A 24,259-nucleotide genomic window follows, 5' to 3' on the forward strand; every position below is an offset into this window, starting at 1 on the left:
AACTCCTGCGGCGGCACCCACGTCTTGGCCGGTTCCGGGAATGCGCGGCTGCCCGGTCTCCAGGCCTCCCGGCCTCGGCCATCACGGGCTTGTAGTTCAGCCACGACCACGAGTTGGCGCAGGCCCACAGTCTCCTCCGTACATCAGCCCCGCGCCGTACATCAGCCTATAGTCCGCCGAACCGCCCACCAGCAGGAGCCGTATACCTCAGAATCGCCCCATGCCCACGTGGATCAGCGCCATCTTGCTCCCAGCGGCGACGGCCCTCTTCATCGGCCTCGTCATCACCCCGCGCCTGGAGGCCCGCAACAAGCGCATCAGCCTCGCGCACCAAGCTCGCGACGAGTTCAGCCGCCGCGTGCTCACCATCCTGTCGGCCTCTGCCCGTCTCGGCGAAACGCCGATCCCAGCAGCCCTCGCGGATCAGCGCCCCGCCCTCACGGAAAAGCTGAACGCCGAGCGTGACCGGTGGGTCGACCAGCTTGACGAGGCCACCCGCTACATGGTGGACAACATGGAGACGTTCGGGTTGGGCTACGCCACAGAGCGGGTGCGCGACATCGTCGGCCGGTTCGTGGCCCACTCACGAGCGATCATGCTGTCGGAGCGGGCCGTCGAAACGAAGGCGAAGCGGCTGTCCGCTCTAGCAGGACCCGTCCAGAACATCTTCTTCACCCGCCGTTGGCGAGTCCTCACCATCGGCCGCAGCTTCGAGGAATTCGAACGAGCTGTAGTCGCCCTCGACGAAGACCTGCCAGAGGGCACCATCATGCCCGCTCCAACAGCTGCCCCTTAGCCCCTGGCAAGACCGCGGCGCTCCCGAGATCATCCCCACATACAGCGGCAGACGCTCGTTGTCCCGTCTCAGATGATCTGGTCCCTGGTGATGCCTGTGACCTGCAGCGACCAGAAGAACTGAGACGCTGTGACGTTGGAAATCTCAGTGGACCTGGTTCCGGACGCACGGTTGCCCGGTGCCGTCTCAGTCGATCCGGGAGGACACGTTCGCGGCCCCTCAGTCGAGACAGAACTCGTTGCCCTCGATGTCCTGCATCGGGATGCACGACTCGTTGACGCCATCGGCACGCAGTGTTCGCACGTGTACCGCGCCGAGCGCGACCAGTCGTGCGCACTCGGCCTCAAGTGCGGCCAGGCGCTCTTCACCCACGAGCCCGGTGCCGACCCGCACGTCAAGATGCAGCCGGTTCTTGGCGGCCTTCCCTTCGGGGACGTGCTGGAAGTACAGTCGCGGGCCCACGCCTGAGGGATCAATGCAGGCAAACCATGCGTCCTGCTGCTCAGGTGGCAGCGAGCTCTTGAAATCGTCCCAAGTGGCAAACCCCTCCGGTGGCGGCGGTACGACGTACCCCAACACTTCGCACCAGAAACGAGCGAGGCGCTCAGGTTCTGCGCAGTCGAAGGTGACTTGGAACTTCTTGATCGACATCATCGGGCCACCGTATTGGCGCGTGCTGCTCAGCGCCCCCCAGGGTGCCCTCGCCGCGCAGGTCGAGGTCTCGCGTGACACGAGTACCGCCAACGGACCAGATCGCCTGAGACGACGAGCGAATCGGACCAGACCACCTGAGGCAGGGGCCAATTCGCATGAGACGGGACGCTCGTAGTTCGCTTGCCCGTCCTCCCGCTCTCTCTCCCCACTGTGCCCTGTCAGCCAACATGTGCCGTTTGCCATCGAAGTTGGACGAGCTGCCCGGAGCGGGCGACAGTCACTCCGCCGCGGCCATGACCTGATCGGCGGTGGCACACACCTCGGTCCAGATCTCACTGACTCGGAGTTACTGGAGCGACACCGTCTCGCTGTACCCGTTGTACCCGTAGCCGTCGTCCAGCACGGGTGGTAGAAGCCGGCTGCGCCAGGATCGGACGATGATGTCCTCGACCTTGCGGGCATCAGAACCGACGGCGAAACGCATCGCCTCGATCTTGATCCAGCCGGTCCGCTGGTGCTCATAGAGTCGCCTGTTCCTGGGACTGTCTTCGCAGATGCCGATCTTGGCCGCCATGAGCGAGGCTTTCGTGACCAGGTACAAGAGAGCTGGAGCAATAGTCAATACCTGTGGATCACGGCTGTCCGTTGAGGCCGAGTTTCCTCTTGCCGTAGGGGGAGAAGATCGACGCCCAGCCGGTCCAACCGGCGTGGACCTGGGCGATCTGGGAGGGCAGAGGCATGACGGGAAGCAGGTTTCTGCCCTTGGCCCAGTTGGCGAGGAGGCCCTCGGTGGTGTCCACGGCGGAGACGACCATGGTGACCTTCGCGTTGCCGTCGACCCAGGTATCCCACAACGCCCAGTCGCGCCACAGCAGGTCGCCCCGAAGGTTCTCCCCGTAGTCGCCGAGCCAGGCAGTGACCTGGTCGGGCGTGGAGCTGCAGTCCAGGCCGCGGACCGTGCCCCGGGCCACCACTTGGGCGAAGAAGGCGAGTTCGCTCATCCGAGCCGCCCGTTCCGTGGCTGTGACGGGTTCCTCAGCTGCAGGCCGGCGATTCGGTCCTCGACGGTACCGGGCCAGTGCGGGTTGGGCAGGCCGTCGTGGGTCATGTGCTCCCTGCGCCACAGGCGCGGCCACAGGTCCCGTTCGCGAGGGTGGAGGTAGTGCGGCTGGCCGCAGGCGCAGGAGCGCTGTACCGTGCCGCAGCTGCGGCACAGGTCGATGAACCCGTGGCCGGTTGAACGGGACACCGCGGGCAGGCCGCTGCCGCAGTCCGCGCAGCCGGGCAGTGCTTCGCCATTCGCCAGGCTGATTTGGCGGCGGACGAACTCGGGCAGGGCCAGGGCAGGATGGCCGAGCGGATCGAGCTGGATGCAGCTTTGCTGCCTGTGGCGGTGCCACCACGTGCCCGGGCGTCGGGGGCCCCGCTGACCGGCATGCTTCTCGCGTCGCCGCCGCTCGGCGTACCGGGCGTCCTCGGCCAGCCGGAGCAGGCGGGCCTCGTGGAGCTCGTTCACTGCACGTTCCAGAGACTCGGGATCGGCGTCGAGGTCGCGTGGTATCGCGGCGCTGACTGTCAGGTGGTGGTACGTGGCGCGGAAGCCGTATGGGGCGTACAGAGTGAGGCAGGCCCGCAGTGCCGCGTGGCGGCGCGGCACCGGAAGCGTGCAGTCAAGCACGAGCCGGCGGTGCGTCAGGAAGCTCGCCATCAGCTCAGCTTTCGCAGGGGTGCGGTGATTGCGAGCGACCGGTCGACCGCACTGGCCAGTGCCTGCGCCGACTGGGGCGCGTGCTGCTCGGCCCATGCTGCGACCAGGAGGAGGAAGTCCGCGAGGTCCTGCTGGACCCCGGCGAGCAGCCGGGGGAGCTCGGTCAGGGCGACCTCGATCACGGGGCCCGGGTGCTCGCCGTTCGGGTGGAGCCGGACGGTGTCGCCGAGTTGTTCGGCCCAAGGTGTCGGGTCGTGGCCGAGCCACAGCTCGCTTCCGTCGGCGATCTCCAGCCATCCGCGCCAGTCCTCCAGTCCTCCAGTCCGCAGCAGCAACCGGGCGTCAGCGTCGTGCCGGTGCCCGTGTCCTGGACGCGGAGCCCTCCAGGGGCGACGAACCCCTCCTCGTGCAGCAGTGAGCTCAGGAAGGCGTCGGCCGGGTCGGTCAGGTGGTCTTCGACTCGGCTGGAGTTGTAGCCGGCCATGGTGGCTATTGCCGTGCCGACCTGCTCATCGCTCAGCGTGCCGTTCAGTGGGGTGAGGTGGTGCGGCGGTTGCTCGGCGACCGGCCAGAACTCGAAGCCGGGGAGCGCGCCGGTCTCCAGCACGGGGCGTATGACGATCACCGGCCCAGTGTCGCGGACACCTGCCCCGGGCGCCGCCGAATATCAGCGCCACTGGTGGTTGGCTATGCAGGTGACAACGGAGAGCGTTTGTCGGCAGATACGGTGAGCGGCCGCTTCGTCCAGGATGCTCAAATGTTGCCGAGTTCTGAGTGGGCGTTTGATGTTGATTCGTGATGGGTATTTCGACCCGTTTTGCCGTATTCATCGCCAACGTGCACAGCCTGAAATGCTGGAAGCTCCGCACTGGCGGGAATCTTCCGCCCCATTACTAAACCAGACGGAATCCAGTGCCGAGAAGCGGATTGAACGGGCACACAGGTCGGCGCCCGGAAGGCTGTGAAGGCGCACGAAAGGTGTGAATCAGCCCGAAGATCGTTGGCCGCAGGAGCGACTTAGCACCACAATCCATCCCTAGACGCCCACTCAGGAATCGGAAGGCGGCCTTTCGTGCGTCCGGGGGTGTGGTGAGCTGATCGCTGTATTCGGCGTACCTGTGATCAGCGAAACCCACCCGTTCCGTTAGCATGTTCGAGCTCGCAACGATCACATTGAAATATGACAAAGCAGCTGAAAATTGATATCTACGGTAACGCGAATGTTTTCGCGAATAGACGGCAGAACTAGGTTCGCTGCATGGCGTCAACCACGCGTCATGCTGTGGGTCGCGGTGAGTGTGGCGGCCCTCGGATTCCTCATTGCACTGGAGGTCGCCGCGCGTCGGTACGGCGAGCCGGGGCCGATCACCGACCAGGCGCGAGAGGTGATATTCGCCCCCAAATCGGGGACGGTGTTGTACGTCAGTATGGCGTTGATGATGGTGGTGCTCACCTGGCGGCAGCGGATCATCGCGGCCGGCGCCGCGATCGGCATCGACGTCGTCTTCTGGCTCGTGCGGTGGGCGGTCGACGCCGAGATGATGTTCGGCAACGGCGCGTTGTGGGTGACTTTGGCCTGTGCCGTCATCGCTGTCACGCGCCGCACCGACCGGGACCGTGTCCTGCTGCTGAAAGGCGTCGGACTGGCCCTGTTGCTGGTGGCCGGCCGCAAGACCGGCTACACCTGGCTGCTGATCACGTCGAAGACCCGCCCGGCGGTGCTCGACCAGTACGTGGCAACCGCCGATCATGCGTTGGGTAACCCGTCGTGGCTGGTAGGCCGGATTGTCGCGGCTACCGGCACGGTCGGTGCCCACGTTCTCGACTGGGTCTACATTCAGCTCGCGGTGGCCGCGGTCGTCGTCGCGCTGTACCAGCTGCGCAACGTGGCGGTCGAGCGCCGCTTCCCGGGCCATCATCTGGTGCGTACCTTTCTGGTCATCGGCCTGCTCGGGCCGGGCATCTACATGATCTTCCCGGTGGTCGGACCGATCTTCGCCTACGGCGCGGACGGGGGGCACTGGGCGGTGGCCAACCTGTGGCCGGACACGCCGCCGCAGGTCAGTACCCCGCACCCGATGCTCTTCGACGAGATCACCCCGCGCAATTGCATGCCCAGTCTGCACACGGCGTGGGCTACCGCGATCTTCATTCATTCCCGCAAGGGCCCGCGGGCTCTGCGATTCGCAGGCGCGTTCTGGCTGATCGCCACGCTCGGTGCAACACTGGGCTTCGGCTACCACTACGGCGCGGACATCGTCGCCGGTGTGGTGTTCACGCTCACGATCGAGACGGCGCTGCGCTCGCTCGACCGCGGCTGGGACCGGTCGGGAATCCAGCTGGTCGTCTACGGCGCCGCGGTCTTCGCTGGGCTCTTGGCGTCGTATCGCTATCTGTCGGTGGAGATGGCCGGACATCCGTGGGTGTTCGGGCCGCTGCTCATTCTGGCGATGACCTCAGTGGTCTACGGCTACGTACGGACCACCAAGCTGTGGGACCGGAAGGCCGCGTCGGCGTATCTGCCGGAACCGCGACGCGAACCGCAGCCCGAACTGGTTTGAGTCATGTTGCAGCGGGTCGTGGGCTGAGCGCTGTGGTTGGCCAGTCTGAGCGCTCTCGTCGGCGACTGTCCGCTGTCGGCGTCGCTCGCGCTGCCTTCGGCATCGCCACGGTCGCCGTCGATGGAGGCCCGGACGCATGGGGCATGGGGCTGGTGGTGGGGACCCGTCCGGATACCCCTGTTGCCGGCCTGTCTGAGGTCAGCGCGCGGCGGGCTCGGTCGCGGCCTGTTTCCGGGCCGGGATCAGGCGGGGGGCGGGGTTCAGTTGAGCTGCCCTTGCTGGCGATTCCCCGACCTTGTTCCGGCGCCCCTTCGTCATGCGGCCGGTGAAGGACTTCATCTCGAAGATGAAGTCCGCCGGCGTCCGCGCCGGGTACTGGTCGCTCGACCAGTGCCGACCTCCAGGTGCGACCGGGTCCGGGCTTGGGGACCAGCTGGGGACCACAGGGTATGCCCGGTGCCGCACAGTGTGCCTCGTCATGCACGATCTGCGTCCGTGAAATGTGTGATCTATCCGGAAAATTCCCCTGGCTCGCACTCCTGGGGGTCAAGGGGTCGCAGGTTCAAATCCTGTCGTCCCGACTCGTATGAGTCGTAGGTCAGGGGCAGTTTCAGAGGAATCCGAAACGGCCCCTTTATCGTTTTAGGGAGCCGGTTGGGGACCAGCCGACGTGACCGCGTCGGTCGGCGCCGGCAGCCGGTCCCCGTGGTTGGAGACGCTCACCGGGTCCATGACGACCGGGGGCGCCGCATCCGGCAACAGCTCGGCGAGCACCGTGACCAGGTCGGGCGAGGCGAGCATGCCTGTCTTCACCGCCTGGACACCGATGTCGTCGACGATACTGCGGTACTGCGCGCGAATGCCTCGACGGGGAGTTCCCAAGCGCCCTGCACGCCCAGGGAGTTCTGTGCCGTGACAGCCCCGTGAGCATGCTCATTCCGTGGGCGCCGAGCGCCGTATCGTCCTCAGGCCGGCCCGGATTCCGCCTCCTTTGCCGGAGTCCGATCCGGCGGTCGTCGGCACGTGGGCCGGCGCGGTCAGGCGAGGCTCTCGTCTCGGGTACCGGTCCATGCCCGGGCGTACGCGCGGGCCGACGCGCGGGGGTCCTCGGCGGCGCAGATGCCGGAGACGGCGGCGGCTCCCACCGCCCCAGCATGTCGCAGGCGTGGCAGGTCGGCCGGGGTGATGCCGCCGATGGCCACGGCGGGCAGGCCGCTGAGCCGGGCGAGGCGGGCGAAGCCGGCATGGCCGAGTGGGGCCGGGGCGTCCGTCTTGGTGCGGGTCGCGTGCAGCGCGCCGATGCCGACGTGGTGGACGCGTGCCGGATCCTCGGCGGCGGCGCGCAGTTGATCGGGGGTGGCTGCACTCAGGCCCAGAACCGCGTGCTCTCCGATCAGTTCGCGTACGGCGGCCGACGGGAGATCCGACTGGCCGACATGAACCCCCGTCACGCGTGCGCCGGCGGCGCGGGCGGCCAGGAACACGTCCACCCGGTCGTTGACGATCAGCGCCACTCGTTCGGGGAGGACGGCGGCCACCTCCAAAACCGTATGCAGGAACTCCCTCCCGGCGGCGTGCTTCTCCCGGATCTGCACGGCGGTGACGCCTCCGGCCACTGCCAGGGCGACGGTCTCGGCCACGCTCCGGCCGCGGGCCGCGCACTGGGCCGTGTCCGTCACCAGGTAGACCGACAGATCCACCGGTGTCGCCGTCACGAAAGAGCCGCCCGCTCGGCGAGGTCCGCTTCCTCCAGCGCGGCGAGCGCGTCCAGGAAGGCGACGGCGAAGCTGCCGGGCCCGGAGGCCTCCTTCGCGGCCAGCTCGGCGGCGACCGTGTACGCGGTGACGGCGGCCACCACCGCGGCGAACCGGTCCTCGTCGACTGCCGCGAAGGCCGCCATCACCGCACCCAGCGCGCAGCCGCCCCCTGTCACCCGGGTCAACAGGGCATCACCGTTGGCGATCCGGGTGCTGCGCACCCCATCGGTGACGAAGTCCACGGGCCCGGAGACGGCGACGACACAGCCGGCTGTACGGGCCAGCTCGCGTGCTGATTCCTCGGCGGCCCCTACGCCGTCGGAGGAGTCCACGCCGCGGCCGCCGTCGCCCGCGCCCGCGAGCGCGATGATCTCGGACGCGTTGCCCCGGATCACCGACGGTCGCAGCTGAAGGAGCTCTCGTGCCAGCGCGGTGCGCACCGGCAGTGCGCCGACCGCCACCGGGTCGAGGACCCATGGCGTGCCGGCCGAAGCCGCCGCCCGCGCGGCCTCGACCATGGCGGAGCGCTGCTCCGCGTGCGGGGTGCCGAGATTGACCAGGACACCGGAGGCGATCCGGGCGAACGGGCCGGCCTCTTCCGGAATGTCGACCATGGCCGGTGAGGCGCCCAGCGCCAGCAGGACGTTGGCGGTGAAGCCCGTGACCACCGCGTTGGTCAGGCACTGAACCAGTGGGGAGTCCGCCCGCACGCGTGCGAGGGCCTGCGGGGCGAAGGCGGTGTGATCGGCGGATGCCGCGGGCATGAGATATCGCTCCGGGGATGTCGTTGGGGCGCAGAGGGGCGTCGGGGGTCCGTCGGCCGGCGGCAGGTCAGTCCTGCGGGCGGTGGCGCAGCCGCAGCGGCGCGTAGACGGCGAGCGCCACGAGGAACGCCACGTAGTACGAGAGGTCGGCGCCGTGCAGGGAGGCCGCCACCGGGCCCACGTACAGACTGGTGTCCATGAACGGCACGGCCGCGGCGAAGGCGACGGCGAATGCCAGCAACGGGGGCCATCCGGACTGCGGCCGGGCGGTCTCGGTGGCGAGGTCGATCGCGGCGCCGCCCCGTGTCCGGGCCCGCGCGATCCAGTCGACGATGACGATCGCCACGAATCCGGGAATCCAGTAGCCGACGAACAGCAGCACGTTCTGGAAGCGGGCAGTGGTGTCGGCAGCGTGCATCCACAGCACCAGAGGGAAGCCGAGCCCGGCGGCGAGGGCGGCGGCCGCCGGGCGCGGAAGGCGCACGCCGACGGTCTGCAGAGCCAAGGAACCGCTGTAGTCGTTCATGGCGTTGCTGCAGAGGGCCGCCAGCGCCACGGCGAGCAGCCCGAACGCGCCCAGCGCCCCACCGCCCAGCAACTTGTCCACACCTGCAGCGGTCTGGTCGGTCAGCACCGATGCGCCCCACAACCCGAGGGCCTGGACAGTCACGAAGGACACCACGAGGCCGAGCAGCGTGAACCAGAACATGCGCGGGCGCGAGGTGGTGCGTGGCAGGTAGCGGCTGAAGTCGCTGGCGTACGGAGCCCAGGACAGGGTCAGGCTCAGCGCGATGGTGCTGGTCAGGACGAACGCGCCGGCCTGGTCGGCACCGTGGGCGGTGCCCGTGCCGACGGGGTGGACACCGTCGAGCAGCCGCCAGGCGATCAGCGCGAACGCGGCGGCGAGCACGAAGGTCATGACGATCTGGAGCCGGTGGATGGCCTCGTAGCCGAGAACGCCGAGGGCGCCCTGGGCCAGCATCATGACCAGGACACCGAGCCAGAACGGCCAGCCGCACAACCGCGCGAGCGCGTCCCCGCCGAACAGCCCGATCAGCGCGTCCCAGGCGACCGAGGACAGCCACTGCAGGATGCCGGGCACCGTCACGGCCCGGCCGAAGGCGAGCCGGGCCAGCGGCAGCTGCCCGGCACCGGTCCGGCTCCCCCAGGTGCCCAGGTAGGCGGTGGGCACCGCGCCGAGCACCGTGCCCAGCACGACGGCGGCGAGCGCGGTGGCGAAGTCCAGGCCGAGGGCGATGCCGACAGTGCCGGTGAACACGCCGGTCATGGTCAGGTTGGGAGCGAACCACACGGTGAACAGGCGCCCGGGACCGCCGTAGCGGTTGCTCTCGGGAACCGGCTCTATGCCGTGCGTCTCGACGCGGAGGTCGCCGGGGGCCGCCGGCATCCGTCCGTCGAAGACGGGCTGCCGGCCGTCGGCGGGCAGCCCGCCGGAAACATGCGTCAAAGGCATGGAAGACATCCCTCCGCCAGTGCTAACTGGTTCAGGTTCGACGGGTGTGATCTCAGCCCTCGGGTGGGGCACCCCGTGTCCGGTACGACGGACAGACTAACCCGATCTCTTTGAACACCTGCACGGAGGATTACGTGGCAACCACTCGGTGGGTTCGTCTGTGGCGTGGATGCGCGGTCCGTGTTACGGGGCCTCTGCCCGAGCGTCACATCGTCGGAGTCGGCGCTCCGATAGGAGGAAGAGATTGCTCGGCCCATATGGTGCTACAGCTCCCGGAAGGGTAGGCCGGCTCCGGACAAGGAGATCCGCGCCACCACCGAGATCGCCGACCTCGACGAGCAGGCCGCGGCGGTCAACAGGGTCGAGCAGAAGGCGCTCCGGGAGTACGCCTTCCTGCCGCTGTTCAGCGGCCCCTCGACCTACAGCGTGAAGAAGGGCCTCGCCAACGTCGGCGTGAGCATCTTCTGCCGCCCGCTCCCGGAGACGGCCGGCTGGGAGAAGCAGCCCACGCCCCCTGCGGGTTCTACCCGGAGAGATCCCCCGGCCTCGGCATGGCCGAGCAGCGAGCCGAGGCCGGGGGACCGCTCGTGGGGCTTGTCGAGGTGAGCGTGTCGTACGCGAGCAGTCGGCGGACGGTCTGCGTCCCGGCCGGCGGAGTGCCGTCCGTCAGCAGGCTCAGCGCCACGCCCACCGGCCCAGCCGCCGGAAGGTCGGACTCGACGCGTTCGACATCACCTCGGACGCCGCCTCTCGGGTCCTGTGGCCCGACCAGTACCGTTCTTCGCCTCGTCGTCCACCCTGATCAGGTGCAGTGATGTGCTGGACCAGTCTCCGGACGGCAGCTCGGGCGTGATCCCGTACGCGGTCAGTACGGACGCGTGATGCACAGCGCCCGTCCGGGCGTCCCGGTAGCGCGCGGTGGGGTCCAGGCCGGCGAGCCTGAGGGCGGGGCGCGGCGTGCCGTGGCGCGGCGCCCGCTGCCACACCAACACGAAGGCCTCCCGCCGGTCCGCGGTGGTGTACTGCACGGCGGACGGGGCGTCGTCGACGGGACCGCGAAGCCGGTGCTGGGTGCCGTGCTGAACAATATGACGCACCGTCTTGTACTCCGCCACCAGCTCGGCTCCCTGTACGAGCTCCTCCGCCGTCCAGTGCGCGAGATCGCCGCCCACCGCAAGTACGCCCGCCATCGCGGCATGGAAGCGGTAACGCAGTGGCACCGAACGGCCGGTGAGCTGGTTGGGCACATCCGTCACCCAGGTCGCCATCGTCCGTGCCGGGTAGATCTGGCTGAAGCCGTGCTGGATGGAGACCCGGTCCGCCGCGTCGGTGTTGTCGGACGGCCACGCCTGGTCCGTACGGGAGAGGATGGCCAGGTCGACGCGGCCGCCGCCCCCGCTGCACGCCTCGATCCGCAGCCCCGGGTGGTCCGCGCGCAGTTGGTCCATGACGCCGTAGAGGTTGTGCACGTACCTCGTCCACAGCACGTCCTGGCCGGCCTCGCGACCGGGCCAGCCGGCCTCGCTGAAGGCGCGGTTCATGTCCCACTTGAGGAAGTCGATGCCGTTGTCCGCGACCAGCCGTGTCAGCCAGCCGTAGGCCCACTCGGCGACGTCGTCGCGCCCGAAGTTGAGCACCAGCTGGTTGCGCAGCTCGGTGCGGGTGCGGTGCGGGAAGTGCAGTACCCAGTCCGGGTGCGCGCGGTACAGGTCGCTGTCCGGGTTGACCATTTCGGGCTCCACCCACAGGCCGAAGCGCATGCCGAGCCGGTGGACCTCGTCGATCAGCGGGGTGAGCCCGTCCGGGAAGCCCTTGGCGGCCGGTGCCCAGTCGCCGAGTCCGGCCGTGTCGTCGCGGCGGCCGCCGTACCAGCCGTCGTCGACGACATAGAGCTCCACGCCGAGCTCCGCCGCCCGTGCCGCAAGCGCCTTCTGTCCGGCCTCGTCGACAGCGAAGCCGGTGGCCTCCCAGGAGTTGAACAGTACCGGGCGCAACTCGTCGGGGTGCGGCAGCACATGGGTCAGGATGTACGCGTGCCAGGCGCGGCTCGCTGCTCCGAAGCCGCCGTCGGTGTACACGGCCGCGTAGCGCGGGGTCGCATACTCCTCGTCCGGGCCGAGCGGCAGTGACGCCCCGTCATGCCCTGCTCCGCCGGTGAAGGCCGTACGTCCGTCGGGGGTGCGCTGCACGGTGGTGTGCCAGCTTCCGCTCCAGGCCAGGGCCGCGCTCCACACTTCGCCCCGGTCCTCGGTGGCGTCGCCGGCGTCCAGCATCACCCATGGGTTGGCGTGGTGGCTGGTGATGCCGCGCCTGCTGGTGAGCACGGTCTCGCCGCGCGGCAGCGGCTCCCGGTGCAGCAGACCCTCCGCCGACCACTGGCCCGTGACATGGCTGATCCGGTAGTCGTCGCGCGGCGGCAGCGTCCAGGCGGCCGAGTCCGCGCGCAGCACGGAGAGCGGCTCCTGCCCGGTGTTGTGCAGCACGGTCCAGCGCTCGATGACATCGGTGTCGTCATGGACGCGGTAGTGCAGGGTGACCCCCAGCGGGTAGTGGCGGTCACGGAATTTCAGGGCAAGTTCGGCTGTTCCGGGCGCCGGTTCGCCGATCCGGTGGCCCACGGGCTCCCACTCGAAGGCGCGGGTGCCGTCGGCGAACTGCACCCGGAGGGATGGCGCTCCGTACCGGGCCCCGCCGTCGACAGGCAGTTCCTCGCCGGCCGCGGGACGGCCTTCGAAGCTGCTGATCTCCGGAATCGGAGGGGGCACGAGTTCCCCGGCTGCCGCGAGGGTCAGCCGTGGTCCCCACGCGAGATGGCAGGGCGCTCCCGTGTCGTCGATCCGCAGCGCGTACGACGTGCGCGGGGTGCAGAGCAGCCAGACGCCGGAGGTCGGGGCGAAGGAGATCGCAGGCATTGAACCTCACGTTCAGATAGAGCCACAGGAGCGGTGAGCAGCCAACCGCCCCTTGGATTGACTGTCAATACCTAACCCTGGCTCGGCTTTCACAGGTTCTGGGCACGCATACAAGGTTCTTCGAAAGAGTCTGTTTCTTTCATTGACAGAGGAAAATAACCACCCTAGGTTTCCGGCCATGTCCTCGACCTCTCCTCATGAGGCGGTCCCGGCGACGACGCCGGCCGCTTCCCTGGTCTTCACGACCGTGCTCTCCCATGGCCCTCTCACCCGGACCGAGATTGCGCGGCGGACGAGACTGTCCTCGGCCGCGGTCACCAAGGCGGTGCGCCCGCTGATGGAGGCCGGCTATCTGGTCGAGGGCGTGGACGAGGCGGCGCGGCCTGCTCTCGGGCGTCCGGCCAACCCGGTACGGGTGGACGCGGGCAGGGCATTGTTCATCGGGGTCAAGGTGACGGGCGACGAGATCATCGCCGTCCTTGCCGATCTGTGCTGCCGTATCCGTGTCGCCCGGCACGTACGGCTCACGGACCGCGAGCCGGAGGCGGTGCTGCCCTCCATCATCGCGCTGGTGCAGGAACTCCTCACGGAGGCCGATGGATTCGGTGTGCAGGTGCGGGGGCTGGGCATCGCCGTCTCGGGTGACGTGGACCGTGCGGACGGTGTGGTCCGTTACTCGCCCTTCCTGGAGTGGCGGGACATACCGCTCGCCGAGATCGTCGAGACCGCGACCGGGCTGCCGGTCACGGTCGACAACGACGTGCGTGCGCTCACGGTCGCCGAGCAGTGGTTCGGTGCCGGAGTCGGACTCTCGAACTTCGCCCTGGTGACCGTGGGAGCGGGCATCGGCTGTGGCCTGGTGGTGCACGGACGGGTGGTGTCGGGCGCGCACGGCGTGGCCGGCGAGATCGGACATCTGTCCATCGACCCGCTCGGACCGCCCTGCCACTGCGGCAACAACGGGTGCGTCGAGGCCATCGCGGCAGACCCCGCGATCCTGCGCGGAGTGCGCAAGGCCACGGGCAAGCCCGTGGCCACCGCAGCCGAGGCGCTGGAACTGGCCCACAGCAAGGACCCCGGGGTCCGAGAGGTCTACGCACGGGCCGGCGAGGCCATCGGCAGGGCCATCGGTTCCGTGGTCAACGTCCTCGGCCCCGAGCGAGTGATCATCTCCGGCGAGGGCCTGGCCGCATACGACCTGTTCGCCGAGGGCATCCGCGACGCGTTCGCCGCGTCCGCCTTCGGCACCGCCGCGCAGTGTGACGTGATGACACGTCCGCTGCCTTTCGAGGAGTGGGCACGCGGGGCCGCGGCCACCGCGATCCAGTCCTTTATCGGATCAGACACGTACTAGGAGTAGCGATGACGCTGCAGAGCCGCATCCCTCAGACCCCCGCAGGTCTTCACCGCAGAAAGGTGGTCCAGGGGCTGTTCGGTGTCGGGGCCGCTGCCCTGGCCGTGCCCGCCCTTGCCGCCTGCGGTGGAGGGGCCGCGTCCGACCCGAAGACGGTGACCTTCGGGTCGAACGGCGCGGACGCCACACCGAAGAAGGCATACACCGCGGTGACGGACGCCTTCCAGAAGGACAGCAAGCTCACGGTCAAGACGAACACCGTCGACCACGACACATTCCAGAAGAGCATCTCCACCTATCTGCAGGGCACCCCGGAAGACGTCTTCACCTGGTTCGCCGGCTACCGCATGCAGTACTTCGCCAAGAAGGGCCTCGCCGGCCCCATCGACGAGGTGTGGGACAAGATAGGCGCCGGCTACAGCGACGCGGCCAAGCAGCTGTCGAAGGGCGAGGACGGGAAGTACTACTTCGTCCCGCTCTACAACTACCCGTGGGCCGTCTTCTACCGTAAGAGCGTCTTCAAGCAGTACGGCTACCAGGTCCCCACGAACTGGAGCCAGTTCACCGCGCTGGCCAAGCAGATGAAGAAGGACGGCCTCTCTCCGATCGCCTCCGGCTACGGCGGCGGCGACAGCTGGAGCATCCTCGGCACCTTCGACTACCTCAACCTTCGCGCCAACGGCTACGACTTCCACATGTCCCTGATGCGGGGCCAGGTCTCCTGGACCGACAAGCGCGCCGTCAGGACCATCGACCTGTGGCGCGAGCTCACCCCGTACTACCAGACGGGCGCGGGTGGCCGCTCCTGGCAGGACGCCGCGCAGTCGCTGCTCGACAAAAAGTCCGGCATGGCCGTCATCGGCCTCTTCCTCGGCCAGCAGATCACGGACGAGTCACTGCGTTCCGACATCGACTTCTTCCCGTTCCCGGAGATCGACCCGACGTACGGTCAGGACACGGTCGAGGCGCCCACCGACGGTTTCATGCTCAGCCGCAAGCCGAAGAACCTCGACGGCGCCAAGAAGTTCCTTGAGTTCCTCGGCAGTGCCAAGGCAGAGAACCTCTACATGGGCATCGATCCGAGCAACGTCGCCGTCAACTCCGGCGCCGACACCAGCTCGTACAACGCCCTGCAGAAGAAGTCCGCCGAACTCATCGCCGGTGCCAAGCACATCACCCAGTTCGGGGACCGCGACAGCGACCCGGGATTCATCTCAACCGTGGTCGAGCCCGGTTTCACCGAGTGGCTGAGCCACCCGGACGACGGCTCGGCCCTGCTCAAGAAGATCGAGTCTCAGCGCTCGCGCTTCTTCACGGCCTGATCCACCGGAGAGGTTCACCATGTCCTCCGTGCGTACCGCGCCTCGGTCGTCGTCGCGCGCACACCCTCGTCCTCGCCGGCTCGGTCCTGGTGACCGCCTCTTCCTGACGGTTGTCGTCGGCATTCCGCTGCTGGCCCTGCTGGTCTTCGTGTGGCTGCCGGCGCTGGCTTCCATCGGTCTGTCCTTCACCAGCTGGGACGGCCTCTCCCTGTCCGACATCCACTGGGTCGGACTGGACAACTACCACCAGATCTTCACCAACTACCCGCCGTTCTGGCCGGCCGTCAGGCACAACGTGATCTGGCTGCTGTTCACCGCACTGCTGCCCACCCCGTTCGGTGTCTTCCTGGCCTACCAGCTGGACCGCAAGATCCGCTTCACCCGGGTCTACCAGACCGCGATCTTCATGCCGATGGTGCTGTCCCTGGCGGTCGTCGGCTTCATCTGGGAGATCATCTACAACCCCGACACCGGCCTGCTGAACGGTGTGATCAGCCAGCACATCGACTGGCTGGGCGATCACAACCTGAACCTGTGGGCCGTACTGGTCGCCTCCGGGTGGCGGCACGCCGGCTACATCATGATCCTCTACCTGGCGGGGCTGAAGGGCTTCGACCCCGCCCTGAAGGAGGCGGCCGCGCTCGACGGCGCCAACGGGCGGCAGACCTTCATGAGGGTGGTGCTGCCGGCCATGAAGCCGGTCAACGTCATCATCCTGGTCGTCACCGTCATGGAGTCCCTGCGCGCCTTCGACATCGTCTACGTGCTCGGCGGCGGAACCGGCAGCAAGCCCGGCATGGAGCTCCTGTCCCTGCTCATCAGCGACAACATCATCGGCGAGTCCAGCCATATCGGATACGGGTCCGCCCTCGCGGTCATCCTGCTCCTGGTCTCCCTGGCCGCGATCGGGACGTTCCTGTTCCAGACATTCCGTAAGGAGGACCAGTGACCGCGACCGCCACACCGCCGGTCTCCCGGTCACGCACCCCGCTCACGCGTACCGCCGGCTCCCCCAGGGGGCCGAAGCGGCAGACCGGACGGCACATCATGCTCGGCGGCATCGCGCTGCTGTGGCTCGTCCCGCTGCTGTGGGCCGTCTACACCTCTCTGCGGCCCTACTCCGACACAACGAAGCACGGTTATCTGTCGTGGCCGCGCAGCATCAGCCTGCAGAACTTCTCGGACGCCTGGAGTCAGTCCGGGATGCCGCACTTCTTCTGGAACTCGGTGCTCATCGCCATTCCGGCGGTCCTCGGTACCCTGCTGTTCGCCTCGGCGGTGGCCTTCTTCGTCTCGCGGTTCGACTTCCGCTGGAACATCGTGCTGCTGATGCTCTTCACCGCGGGAAACCTGATCCCCGCACAGGTGCTGATCACGCCGCTGTACCGGCTGTACCTTCTGATACCGCTGCCGTCGTGGATGAGCGATTCCCTGCTTGTCTACAACTCGCCCTGGGGCATCATCTTCATTCACATCGCCTACCAGTGCGGCTTCTGCACGTTCGTGCTCAGCAACTACATGAAGACGATCCCGAAAGAGATCTTCGAAGCCGCTCTCGTCGACGGTGCCCCGGTGCGGCGCCAGTTCTTCCAGATCGTGCTGCCGCTGTGCCGCCCGGCGTTCGCGGCACTCGCGACCCTGGAATCCATCTGGATCTACAACGACTTCTTCTGGTCCCTCGTGCTGATCCAGACGGGTGACAAGCGTCCGGTCACCTCGGCCCTGGCCAACCTGCAGGGCCAGTACTTCACCAACCCGAACCTCATCGCGGCAGGTGCTCTCATGACCGCGATCCCCACGCTGCTGGTGTACTTCGCGCTCCAGCGCCAGTTCATCAGCGGGCTCACCATCGGCTCGGGCAAGGGCTGAGCCGCCGACCCGACGTCCCGAGGGGCATTGCGACCGGTCGGCCCCACCGGCGTCCGGAACGCACGTCCCCTGCCCGGCTCCACCGCGCTGTCCCAGTGATCCGACAACAGGAGGTCCGACCCATGCGGTCATCCTCGTACCCAGCCCTGCCCGGAGTTCCCGCCCGCTCCGTGCGCCGGACCACAAGAGCCATGCTGGTCCTGGCCGTCACGGCCGGACTCGTCACGGCAGTCACCGCCGCCACCACCCCGGCCAAGGCCGCCTCCACCGCCTCCACGACCGCCGCCTCCACCCAGGCCGCGACCACGCAGGACGCCACGTCCGGCCTCGCCACCACGCCGTACATGGGCTGGTCCAGCTGGAGCATGCAGTCCTCCAAGTACCCGGGCCTGAACCCGAACGGCGACTACAGCTACCTCACCGAGGCGAACGTCCTGAAGCAGACTGACGCCCTCGCCTCCAAGCTGAAGAAGTACGGCTACAACCACGTCAACATCGATGCCGGCTGGTGGATGGACAACAACTGGAAGACCGGGTTCGACCAGTACGGCCGGCAGACGCCGGACCCGGTCCGTTTCCCCCACGGCATGAAGTCGGTCGCCGACCACATCCACTCCAAGGGCCTCAAGGCCGGCATCTACCTGCCCGTCGGCCTGGAGAAGGGGGCGTACGGCGACGGCAAGGTGCCGATCTGGAATGCCGCCGGCTGCACCACCGCGGACATCGTCTACTCGGACCTGCGCACCACCAACGGCTGGGACAACGCCTACAAGCTGGACTTCGACAACCCCTGTGCGCAGAAGTACATCGACTCGCAGGCGCAGCAGTTCGCCGACTGGGGCTACGACTTCCTCAAGCTGGACGGCGTGGGCCCGGGCTCGTTCAAGTCCGGTGACAACTACAACAACGTCCCCGATGTCGCCGCCTGGCAAAAGGCCATCGCTACCGCCGGGCGCTCGATCCACCTCGAGCTCTCCTGGTCGCTCGACATCGGCCACGCCGCCGACTGGAAGAAGTACTCCAACGGCTGGCGCATCGACACCGACGTCGAGTGTTACTGCAACACCCTTGTCACCTGGGAGAACTCGGTCGACGACCGGTGGGACGACGCCCCGGCGTGGAGCAGCAAGGCAGGCCCGGGCGGCTGGAACGACCTCGACGCCATCGACGTCGGCAACGGAGAGATGGACGGCCTCACCAAGGCCGAGCGGCAGAGCTACATGACCCTGTGGGCCATCAACAAGTCGCCGCTGTTCACCGGTGACGACCTCACCAGGCTGGACAGCTACGGCGTCTCCCTGCTGACCAACAAGGAAGTCATCGCCGTCGACCAGAACACCTCGCCCGTCGCCCGTCCGGTCACCCCGGTGGGCGACCAGCAGGTCTGGGGTACCAAGAACGCCGACGGCAGCTACACCGTCGCCCTGTTCAACCTCGGCGACTCGCCGGCCTCCGTCACGGCCGACTGGGCTTCCTTCGGATTCGCCGGCAACGCCTCCGTACGCGATCTGTGGAACAAGTCGAACCTCGGGACGTACAAGAACAAGATCACCGCGGCGCTGCCCGCGCACGGCTCGCGGCTGTTCACCGTCAAGCCCGCCGGCACCACGCCGGCGACCACGAGCTACGAGGCCGAGGCCGCGGCCAACACCCTGTCGGGCAACGCCTCCGTCACCGGATGCGACGCCTGCTCCGGCGGCAAGAAGGTCGGCGACCTCTACTCCGGCGGCAAGCTGCGGTTCAACGACGTCACGGTGAGGAAGGACGGGATCTACACCGTCAAGGTCGCCTACGTCAGCGGCGACTCCCGCTCGGTGACCGTCCTTTCCAACAGCGGTAACGGCACCGGCCTGAAGTTCCCCTCGACGGGCGACTGGAGCACGGCCGAGACCGTCAGCGTCCAGCTGGCACTGAAGGCCGGCTCGAACACCATCACCTTCGACAGCGGCAGCGGATACGCACCTGACATCGACAAGATCGACGTACTGCAGTCCGTCTGACGTACTTCCCGCGGGGCCCGGTGACACGACCCGGGCCCCGCACCCGGCGACCGGCTTCACGCGGTCCCCGGCGCCCCTGGGCGCCCCACACGCTCATCGAGTGCTCTTCCGACGAATCGCCGACGGCCCGCGGCCGTCGTTCCCGCACACGCATTTCCCGGATATGGAGTGCACAACCGTGGACATCCAGCACACCGAATCACGCGACAACCGCCCCAGCCGCAGGGGCTTCCTCGCTCTCGCCGCAGCTGCCGGCGCGGCCACTGCACTTGGCGGCCTGCCCGCCTTCACCGCCTCGGCGGCCCCCCTCCGTCCCACCGAGTCGCCCATGCTGTCCGAGACCGACGCTGCGAAGAACCAGCTGTGGTGGCAGGCTCCCGGCTCCTCCAACTCGATGATCGAGCAGGGGCTGCCGGTCGGGAACGGGCGCCTCGGGGCGCTCGTCGGCAACGACCCCGCCAGTGAACTTCTGATGATCACCGACGCCACCCTGTGGACCGGCGGTCTCAACGACACGCTGCAGAGCGACGGCCAGTTCCCCTACGGCCGCGACGACTTCGGCTCCTTGACCCTGCTGGCCAAGCTCACCGTCGACATCCCCGACCACGACCTGGGCTCCGTCAACGACTACCGCCGCTCCCTCGACCTGGCGCAGGGCCTGGTCAGTGCCTCGTACGTCATCTCCGGTGTCACCTACCGGCGGCAGGTCTTCGCCAGCCTCCCCGACGACGCCATCGTCCTGTACTTCTCCCAGCAGGGCGGCGGCGCCTACACCGGCACCGTCTCCCTCGCCGGCACCCATGGCGAGTCCACCACCGCCAACAGCGCAGGCCGCTACGCGTCATTCGGCGCCTCCTTCGCCAACGGCCTGAAGTACGGCGCCGCCGTCACCGCCTACAGCAGCACCGGAAAGGTCGCCGTCAGCGGTACGTCGATCTCCTTCAGCAGCTGCAAGGACCTCACCGTCGTCGTCAGCGGCGGCACCGACTACGCGCCCGACGCGTCCGCCAAGTTCCGCGACCCGTCCGTGGACCCGGAGCGCCTCGCCAGGACCAAGGTCCTGAACGCGGCCGGCCACTCCGCGAGCACCCTGCTGCACACCCATGTCGCCGACTTCCGTCCGGTGTACGAACAGCTGGACATCAACCTCGGCACCTCGTCCGCCGCACAGCGCGAACTGGACACCTGGGAGCGGGTGCAGGCGCGCTACCGGGACGACGTGCCCGACCCGGAGCTGGAGGCTGCCTACCTGCAGTTCGGCCGCTATCTGATGATCTCCGGATCGCGGGGCAGCCTGCCGATGGGCCTCCAGGGCCCGTGGCTGGACGGCAACGCCCCGGACTGGATGGCCGACTACCACACCGACATCAACATCCAGATGAACTACTGGATGGCCGACCGGGCGGGCCTGTCCGACTGCTTCGACGCCTTCGCGGACTACTGCCTCGCGCAGCTGCCCGCCTGGACGGACGTCACCCAGCGGCTGTTCAACACCTCGGCCAACAGGTACCGCAACTCCAGCGGCAAGATCGCCGGCTGGACCGTGGCCATTTCCACCAACCCCTACGGCGGAGGCGGCTGGTGGTGGCACCCGGCCGGCAATGCCTGGCTCTGCCAGAGCCTGTTCGAGCACTACGAGTACACCCAGGACCGCTCCTACCTCAAGAAGGTCTACCCCCTGATCAAGGGTGCCGTGCAGTTCTGGGAGGCCCGCCTCATCACCACGAGCGTCACCGACGGGTCCGGAGCCTCGCGCGAGGTCCTGATAGCCGACAGCGACTGGTCGCCCGAGCAGGGCCCGCTCGACGCCAAGGGCATCACGTACGCGCAGGAACTGGTGTGGAACCTCTTCGGCAACTACCGCACCGTGACCCAGGCGCTCGGCAAGGACACCGGCTACAGCAAGACCATCGACGTTCTGCGTGAACGCCTGTACCTGCCCGTGGTCAGCCCCAAGACGGGCTGGCTGGAGGAGTGGATGTCGCCCGACAACCTCGGCGAGACCACACACCGGCACCTCTCCCCGCTGTTCGGTCTTTTCCCCGGCGACAGGATCCGTCCGGACGACTCGACGCCGAAGGACATCCTCGACGGGGCGACGGCCCTGCTCACCGCGCGCGGTATGAACAGCTTCGGCTGGGCCAACGCCTGGCGCAGCCTGTGCTGGGCGAGGCTGAAGGACGCGGAGAAGGCGTACAAGCTCGTCGTCCAGAACCTGAAACCTTCGGCGGACGGCAGCAACGGCAGCGCGATGAACCTCTTCGACATCTACGAGGTCGAGCAGGGCCGCGGCATCTTCCAGATCGATGCGAACTTCGGCACCCCCGCCGCGATCATCGAGATGCTGGTCTACTCGCGGCCGGGCCACGTCGAGCTGCTGCCCGCGCTGCCCGCCGCCTGGGCGGCATCCGGCTCGGTGTCCGGCGTGGGTGTCCGTGGCGGCTTCGTTGCCGACATCAGCTGGAAGAACGGCAAGGTCACCCAGGCGACGCTGAAGAGCGTCGGCGGCCTCAGCACGACCGTCTTCGCCGGCACCACCTCGCGAAAGCTCAGCCTCAAGCCGGGCGAGTCCCTCACGCTGCGAAATCTCGGATGAGCACCGACTCGGCGCACCTCACCGGACGCAGGGTGCGGTCCGCGTACCGGCGCCGCGCGGTGAGTGTCGTCTCCACGCTGATCGTGGCGGTGTGCGGACCCCTGGCCGCCACGTCGGCCGCGCAGGCGCGGCCGCAGGCCCCGAGGGGGACGGATGCGCAGGCGCAGAGCGCGGCGGCCGAGGCGGCGGCTCCGGCCGGGCAGACCGGGCACTCCGTGGTCACTTGGGGCGCCAGTGCCGACCGGCAGGGCGCCGGGCCCGTCGACCGCAGCTATCGGATGATCGTGCGCACCAGCGTCGGCGGCATGGACATGCGTATCCGGCTGTCCAACGCCTTCGGTGACCACCCGGTGACCTTCGCGAGCGCCTACGCGGGACTGCAGAAGCAGGGCGCGGAGCTCGTCCACGGCACCAACCGTCAGCTGACGTTCGGCGGGGCTGCGTCCGTCACCGTCCCGGCCGGTGAGACTGTGCTGAGCGATTCGCTGCCCGGGAAGCTGGCCGCCCGGAGCGATCTGGTCATCAGCCTGTATGTGACGGGTGCCCAGGGGCCGACGACCGGTCACGGCATGGCGATGCAGACCTCTTATGCGGCTGCGGGCAACCACGCCGCCGAGGAGGGTGCGGCCAACTGGACCGATCCGATGGGCTCCTGGTACTGGCTGGACGCCGTCAGTGTGCAGACGCCCACGGCGGTCAGCTCGGTGGTGACCCTCGGTGACTCGATCACCGACGGATGGGCCTCGACCACGGACCAGAACCGCCGCTGGCCCGACTATCTCTCCCGGCGGCTTCAGGCCGCGTCCGGCGTCACCGTGAAAGGAGTGGCGAACGAAGGCATCTCGGGCAACACGGTGCTCGCGGACGGCGCCGGGCAGGCAGCGCTGAACAGGCTGCAGCGTGATGTACTTTCCCAGCCCGGGGTCAGCACGGTGTTCCTGTTCGAAGGCATCAACGACATCAAGGCCCACACCGGCGTCGCGGTGGACGACATGATCGCCGGCTATCAGCAGATCATCGACCGGGCGCACGCGGCGGGCAAGTGTGTCGTCGGCGCGACCGTCATGCCGTTCAAGGGCTGGTACGAGTACGACGCCGCCGTCGAGGCCGTGCGCCAGGGCGTCAACGACTGGATCAGGAACAGTGGCGAACTCGACGCCGTGACGGACTTCGACAAGATCACGCGCAATCCGTACGACCAGCAGCTGATCCTGCCGTTCTTCGACGGCGGCGACCATCTCCACCCTAACGACAAGGGCATGCAGGCGATGGCCGACGCCGTCGATCTGTCCGCCCTGCAGTGCGACCGCTGAGCCGGGAGCGCACACATCTCATACCGTCCGGGCCGAAAGTCGTGGACCTCGGCGCGGGTGTTGACGAGCAGCGCCAGTTCGGGCAGCAGTACGCCGAGGTCGGGAAGGTTGTGAGCGCCACGCCGAGAGCGCAGCGGCCCGCTACGGCCTGGGCACCCGCGCAGTACTTGTGGAGGTCGGCCGCCGCAAGATGGCCGACGGCCAGGAGGACATGATCAACAACATCGCCCTCTACCTGAAGGCCGCGGCGGCGGGCTGGGCCGGCCGGGCGTGCCACACCCGGCGGAGGCCGGATCCCGAGCGGGGTCCGGCCTCCGCCCGGTGCGGCGCGATATTCGATTGCGGGCACGGCGCCGGGGAGCCAAGGGTTGCGCCATGCGAGACGTGGAACTGTCGGACGGTGTCGTCACCCTGTCCCCCTTGCGCCTGGACGATGTCGACGCCCATCTGGCGGGCGAGGACGAGCAGTTGGTGCGCTGGCTCAGCGGCGGTCCCGGCACCCGGGCCGGTGTCGAGAAGTACATCGTGCACTGCATGGAACAGTGGGCCGCCGACGGACCCTTGCGCGCCTTCGGGATACGGGCGGGGGACCCCAAGGTGCTGGCAGGCAGCATCGACCTGCGGTTCGAGTCGGCGGGCCTGGCGCCCGGGCAGGTCAACATCGCCTACGGCCTCTATCCGGACTGGCGTGGCCAGGGCCTCGCGACCCGCGCCGTCGCCCTGGTCCGTGGATACGCGGCGGCCGCCGGTGCGACGCAGGGAGTGATCAAGGCGGACCCGGAGAACGATGCGTCGCTGGCGGTCGCGCGGCGGGCGGGCTTCACCTACCTCAAGCAGTTCCCGGAAGCGGACGGCGCCTTGTTCAATTGGTACGTCCATGATCTGCGGGGCGCGCGGTCTCAGGGCTGAGCCCCCAGGAACCGCTCCGCCCACAGTTGCAGCAGCTCGTCCGCCCCGTCCGCGGCGGTCCTCGCCTCGGGCGATCCGTGCGGCGAGGGCGGCGGCCTCGGCGAGCGCCCGGACGCGCCGGACGGCGGGGCCGTGTCCGGCTCCCGCACGGTCACGCAGGGCTGAGTGGCCCCGTCGACTCGTGTCGCCCTTCCCTTCGGTGGCGCCCCGGGCCATTACGCTGGGATGCATCCGCTCAAAGCGGTTCAAGTGCGTGTGAAAAGGTGCAAC

21 protein-coding genes, 2 pseudogenes and 1 riboswitch are annotated in these 24,259 nt (G+C 68.2%); of the genes and pseudogenes, 11 read left to right on the plus strand and 12 right to left on the minus strand.

Translation table 11 applies throughout. From position 1 onward, the window contains the following. Positions 1-220: 220 nt before the first annotated feature. Entirely contained in the window at positions 221-796 is a 576-nt protein-coding gene (locus ACGFU7_RS35825) for a hypothetical protein (protein ID WP_393701608.1), read from the plus strand. A gap of 219 nt (positions 797-1,015) precedes the next feature. On the opposite strand, the gene ACGFU7_RS35830 is transcribed toward ACGFU7_RS35825, so the two are convergent. The 6 genes from ACGFU7_RS35830 to ACGFU7_RS35855 form a co-directional block, all read right to left on the minus strand. Next, positions 1,016-1,450, minus strand: a complete 435-nt coding sequence (locus tag ACGFU7_RS35830; protein WP_393701610.1) for a VOC family protein — start codon at positions 1,448-1,450, stop codon at positions 1,016-1,018. A gap of 346 nt (positions 1,451-1,796) precedes the next feature. Further along, positions 1,797-2,024 (minus strand): hypothetical protein, encoded by a 228-nt coding sequence (locus ACGFU7_RS35835; RefSeq protein ID WP_393701611.1) that lies wholly within the window; start codon positions 2,022-2,024, stop codon positions 1,797-1,799. Positions 2,025-2,082: 58 nt separating this feature from the next. After that, entirely contained in the window at positions 2,083-2,451 is a 369-nt protein-coding gene (locus tag ACGFU7_RS35840) for a hypothetical protein (RefSeq protein WP_393701612.1), read from the minus strand. After that, the gene (locus tag ACGFU7_RS35845; protein WP_393701614.1) at positions 2,448-3,158 is read right to left on the minus strand and encodes a hypothetical protein; all 711 of its coding nucleotides are present in this window, start codon (positions 3,156-3,158) and stop codon (positions 2,448-2,450) included. Before ACGFU7_RS35845 ends, ACGFU7_RS35840 begins: the two co-directional genes overlap by 4 nt. Continuing rightward, the gene (locus ACGFU7_RS35850; RefSeq protein ID WP_393701616.1) at positions 3,158-3,340 is read right to left on the minus strand and encodes a hypothetical protein; all 183 of its coding nucleotides are present in this window, start codon (positions 3,338-3,340) and stop codon (positions 3,158-3,160) included. Before ACGFU7_RS35850 ends, ACGFU7_RS35845 begins: the two co-directional genes overlap by 1 nt. Beyond that, a complete protein-coding gene (locus tag ACGFU7_RS35855; protein ID WP_393701617.1) occupies positions 3,337-3,783 on the minus strand; it encodes a hypothetical protein in 447 nt (148 codons plus the stop codon). The genes ACGFU7_RS35850 and ACGFU7_RS35855 overlap by 4 nt, the downstream gene beginning before the upstream one ends. A gap of 652 nt (positions 3,784-4,435) precedes the next feature. Between ACGFU7_RS35855 and ACGFU7_RS35860 the strand changes: the two genes are divergently transcribed. Beyond that, the gene (locus ACGFU7_RS35860; RefSeq protein WP_393701618.1) at positions 4,436-5,719 is read left to right on the plus strand and encodes a phosphatase PAP2 family protein; all 1,284 of its coding nucleotides are present in this window, start codon (positions 4,436-4,438) and stop codon (positions 5,717-5,719) included. A gap of 687 nt (positions 5,720-6,406) precedes the next feature. Here ACGFU7_RS35860 and ACGFU7_RS35865 read toward each other — a convergent pair. From ACGFU7_RS35865 to ACGFU7_RS35885, 5 genes and pseudogenes are all read right to left on the minus strand, one after another. Next, positions 6,407-6,790: pseudogene (locus ACGFU7_RS35865) on the minus strand (bifunctional hydroxymethylpyrimidine kinase/phosphomethylpyrimidine kinase); the annotation flags it as partial. Beyond that, positions 6,757-7,434 (minus strand): thiamine phosphate synthase, encoded by a 678-nt coding sequence (gene thiE, locus ACGFU7_RS35870; protein WP_393701620.1) that lies wholly within the window; start codon positions 7,432-7,434, stop codon positions 6,757-6,759. The gene thiE and the pseudogene ACGFU7_RS35865, both read right to left, overlap by 34 nt. Further along, positions 7,431-8,240, minus strand: coding sequence for a hydroxyethylthiazole kinase (gene thiM / locus ACGFU7_RS35875; RefSeq protein WP_393701621.1), 810 nt, complete (start codon positions 8,238-8,240; stop codon positions 7,431-7,433). The genes thiE and thiM overlap by 4 nt, the downstream gene beginning before the upstream one ends. A gap of 67 nt (positions 8,241-8,307) precedes the next feature. Continuing rightward, positions 8,308-9,714, minus strand: a complete 1,407-nt coding sequence (locus ACGFU7_RS35880) for a purine-cytosine permease family protein (RefSeq protein WP_393701623.1) — start codon at positions 9,712-9,714, stop codon at positions 8,308-8,310. Further along, positions 9,706-9,800: riboswitch (TPP riboswitch) on the minus strand. Its footprint overlaps the gene before it by 9 nt. A gap of 645 nt (positions 9,801-10,445) precedes the next feature. Further along, a complete protein-coding gene (locus ACGFU7_RS35885; protein WP_393701625.1) occupies positions 10,446-12,626 on the minus strand; it encodes an alpha-galactosidase in 2,181 nt (726 codons plus the stop codon). Between the two features lie 178 nt (positions 12,627-12,804). Between ACGFU7_RS35885 and ACGFU7_RS35890 the strand changes: the two genes are divergently transcribed. From ACGFU7_RS35890 to ACGFU7_RS35930, 9 genes and pseudogenes are all read left to right on the plus strand, one after another. Beyond that, positions 12,805-13,980, plus strand: coding sequence for an ROK family protein (locus ACGFU7_RS35890; protein ID WP_393701626.1), 1,176 nt, complete (start codon positions 12,805-12,807; stop codon positions 13,978-13,980). An 8-nt stretch (positions 13,981-13,988) separates the two neighbouring features. Beyond that, positions 13,989-15,302, plus strand: coding sequence for an ABC transporter substrate-binding protein (locus tag ACGFU7_RS35895; RefSeq protein WP_393701628.1), 1,314 nt, complete (start codon positions 13,989-13,991; stop codon positions 15,300-15,302). Between the two features lie 19 nt (positions 15,303-15,321). Continuing rightward, positions 15,322-16,251: a carbohydrate ABC transporter permease gene (locus ACGFU7_RS35900; protein WP_393701630.1), complete on the plus strand. Its 930-nt coding sequence runs from the start codon at positions 15,322-15,324 to the stop codon at positions 16,249-16,251. Beyond that, positions 16,248-17,171 (plus strand): carbohydrate ABC transporter permease, encoded by a 924-nt coding sequence (locus ACGFU7_RS35905; protein ID WP_393701632.1) that lies wholly within the window; start codon positions 16,248-16,250, stop codon positions 17,169-17,171. The genes ACGFU7_RS35900 and ACGFU7_RS35905 overlap by 4 nt, the downstream gene beginning before the upstream one ends. 122 nt (positions 17,172-17,293) lie before the next feature. After that, on the plus strand, positions 17,294-19,171 hold the full coding sequence (locus tag ACGFU7_RS35910) for an alpha-galactosidase D (protein WP_393701634.1): 1,878 nt from the start codon (positions 17,294-17,296) through the stop codon (positions 19,169-19,171). Between the two features lie 163 nt (positions 19,172-19,334). Further along, complete coding sequence (locus tag ACGFU7_RS35915) at positions 19,335-21,767, plus strand: glycoside hydrolase N-terminal domain-containing protein (protein WP_393701672.1); 2,433 nt, start codon at positions 19,335-19,337, stop codon at positions 21,765-21,767. Continuing rightward, entirely contained in the window at positions 21,764-23,080 is a 1,317-nt protein-coding gene (locus ACGFU7_RS35920; protein WP_393701636.1) for an SGNH/GDSL hydrolase family protein, read from the plus strand. Before ACGFU7_RS35915 ends, ACGFU7_RS35920 begins: the two co-directional genes overlap by 4 nt. Before the next feature lie 115 nt (positions 23,081-23,195). Then, positions 23,196-23,333: pseudogene (locus ACGFU7_RS35925) on the plus strand (4-hydroxy-2-oxovalerate aldolase); the annotation flags it as partial. A gap of 122 nt (positions 23,334-23,455) precedes the next feature. Beyond that, complete coding sequence (locus ACGFU7_RS35930) at positions 23,456-23,989, plus strand: GNAT family N-acetyltransferase (RefSeq protein WP_393701638.1); 534 nt, start codon at positions 23,456-23,458, stop codon at positions 23,987-23,989. Here ACGFU7_RS35930 and ACGFU7_RS35935 read toward each other — a convergent pair. Next, the gene (locus tag ACGFU7_RS35935; protein ID WP_393701640.1) at positions 23,980-24,144 is read right to left on the minus strand and encodes a hypothetical protein; all 165 of its coding nucleotides are present in this window, start codon (positions 24,142-24,144) and stop codon (positions 23,980-23,982) included. The genes ACGFU7_RS35930 and ACGFU7_RS35935 overlap by 10 nt on opposite strands. Between the last annotated feature and the right edge of the window lie 115 nt (positions 24,145-24,259).

The organism is Streptomyces sp. NPDC048473 (assembly GCF_043200155.1).
Taxonomy (GTDB): Bacteria; Actinomycetota; Actinomycetes; order Streptomycetales; family Streptomycetaceae; genus Streptomyces.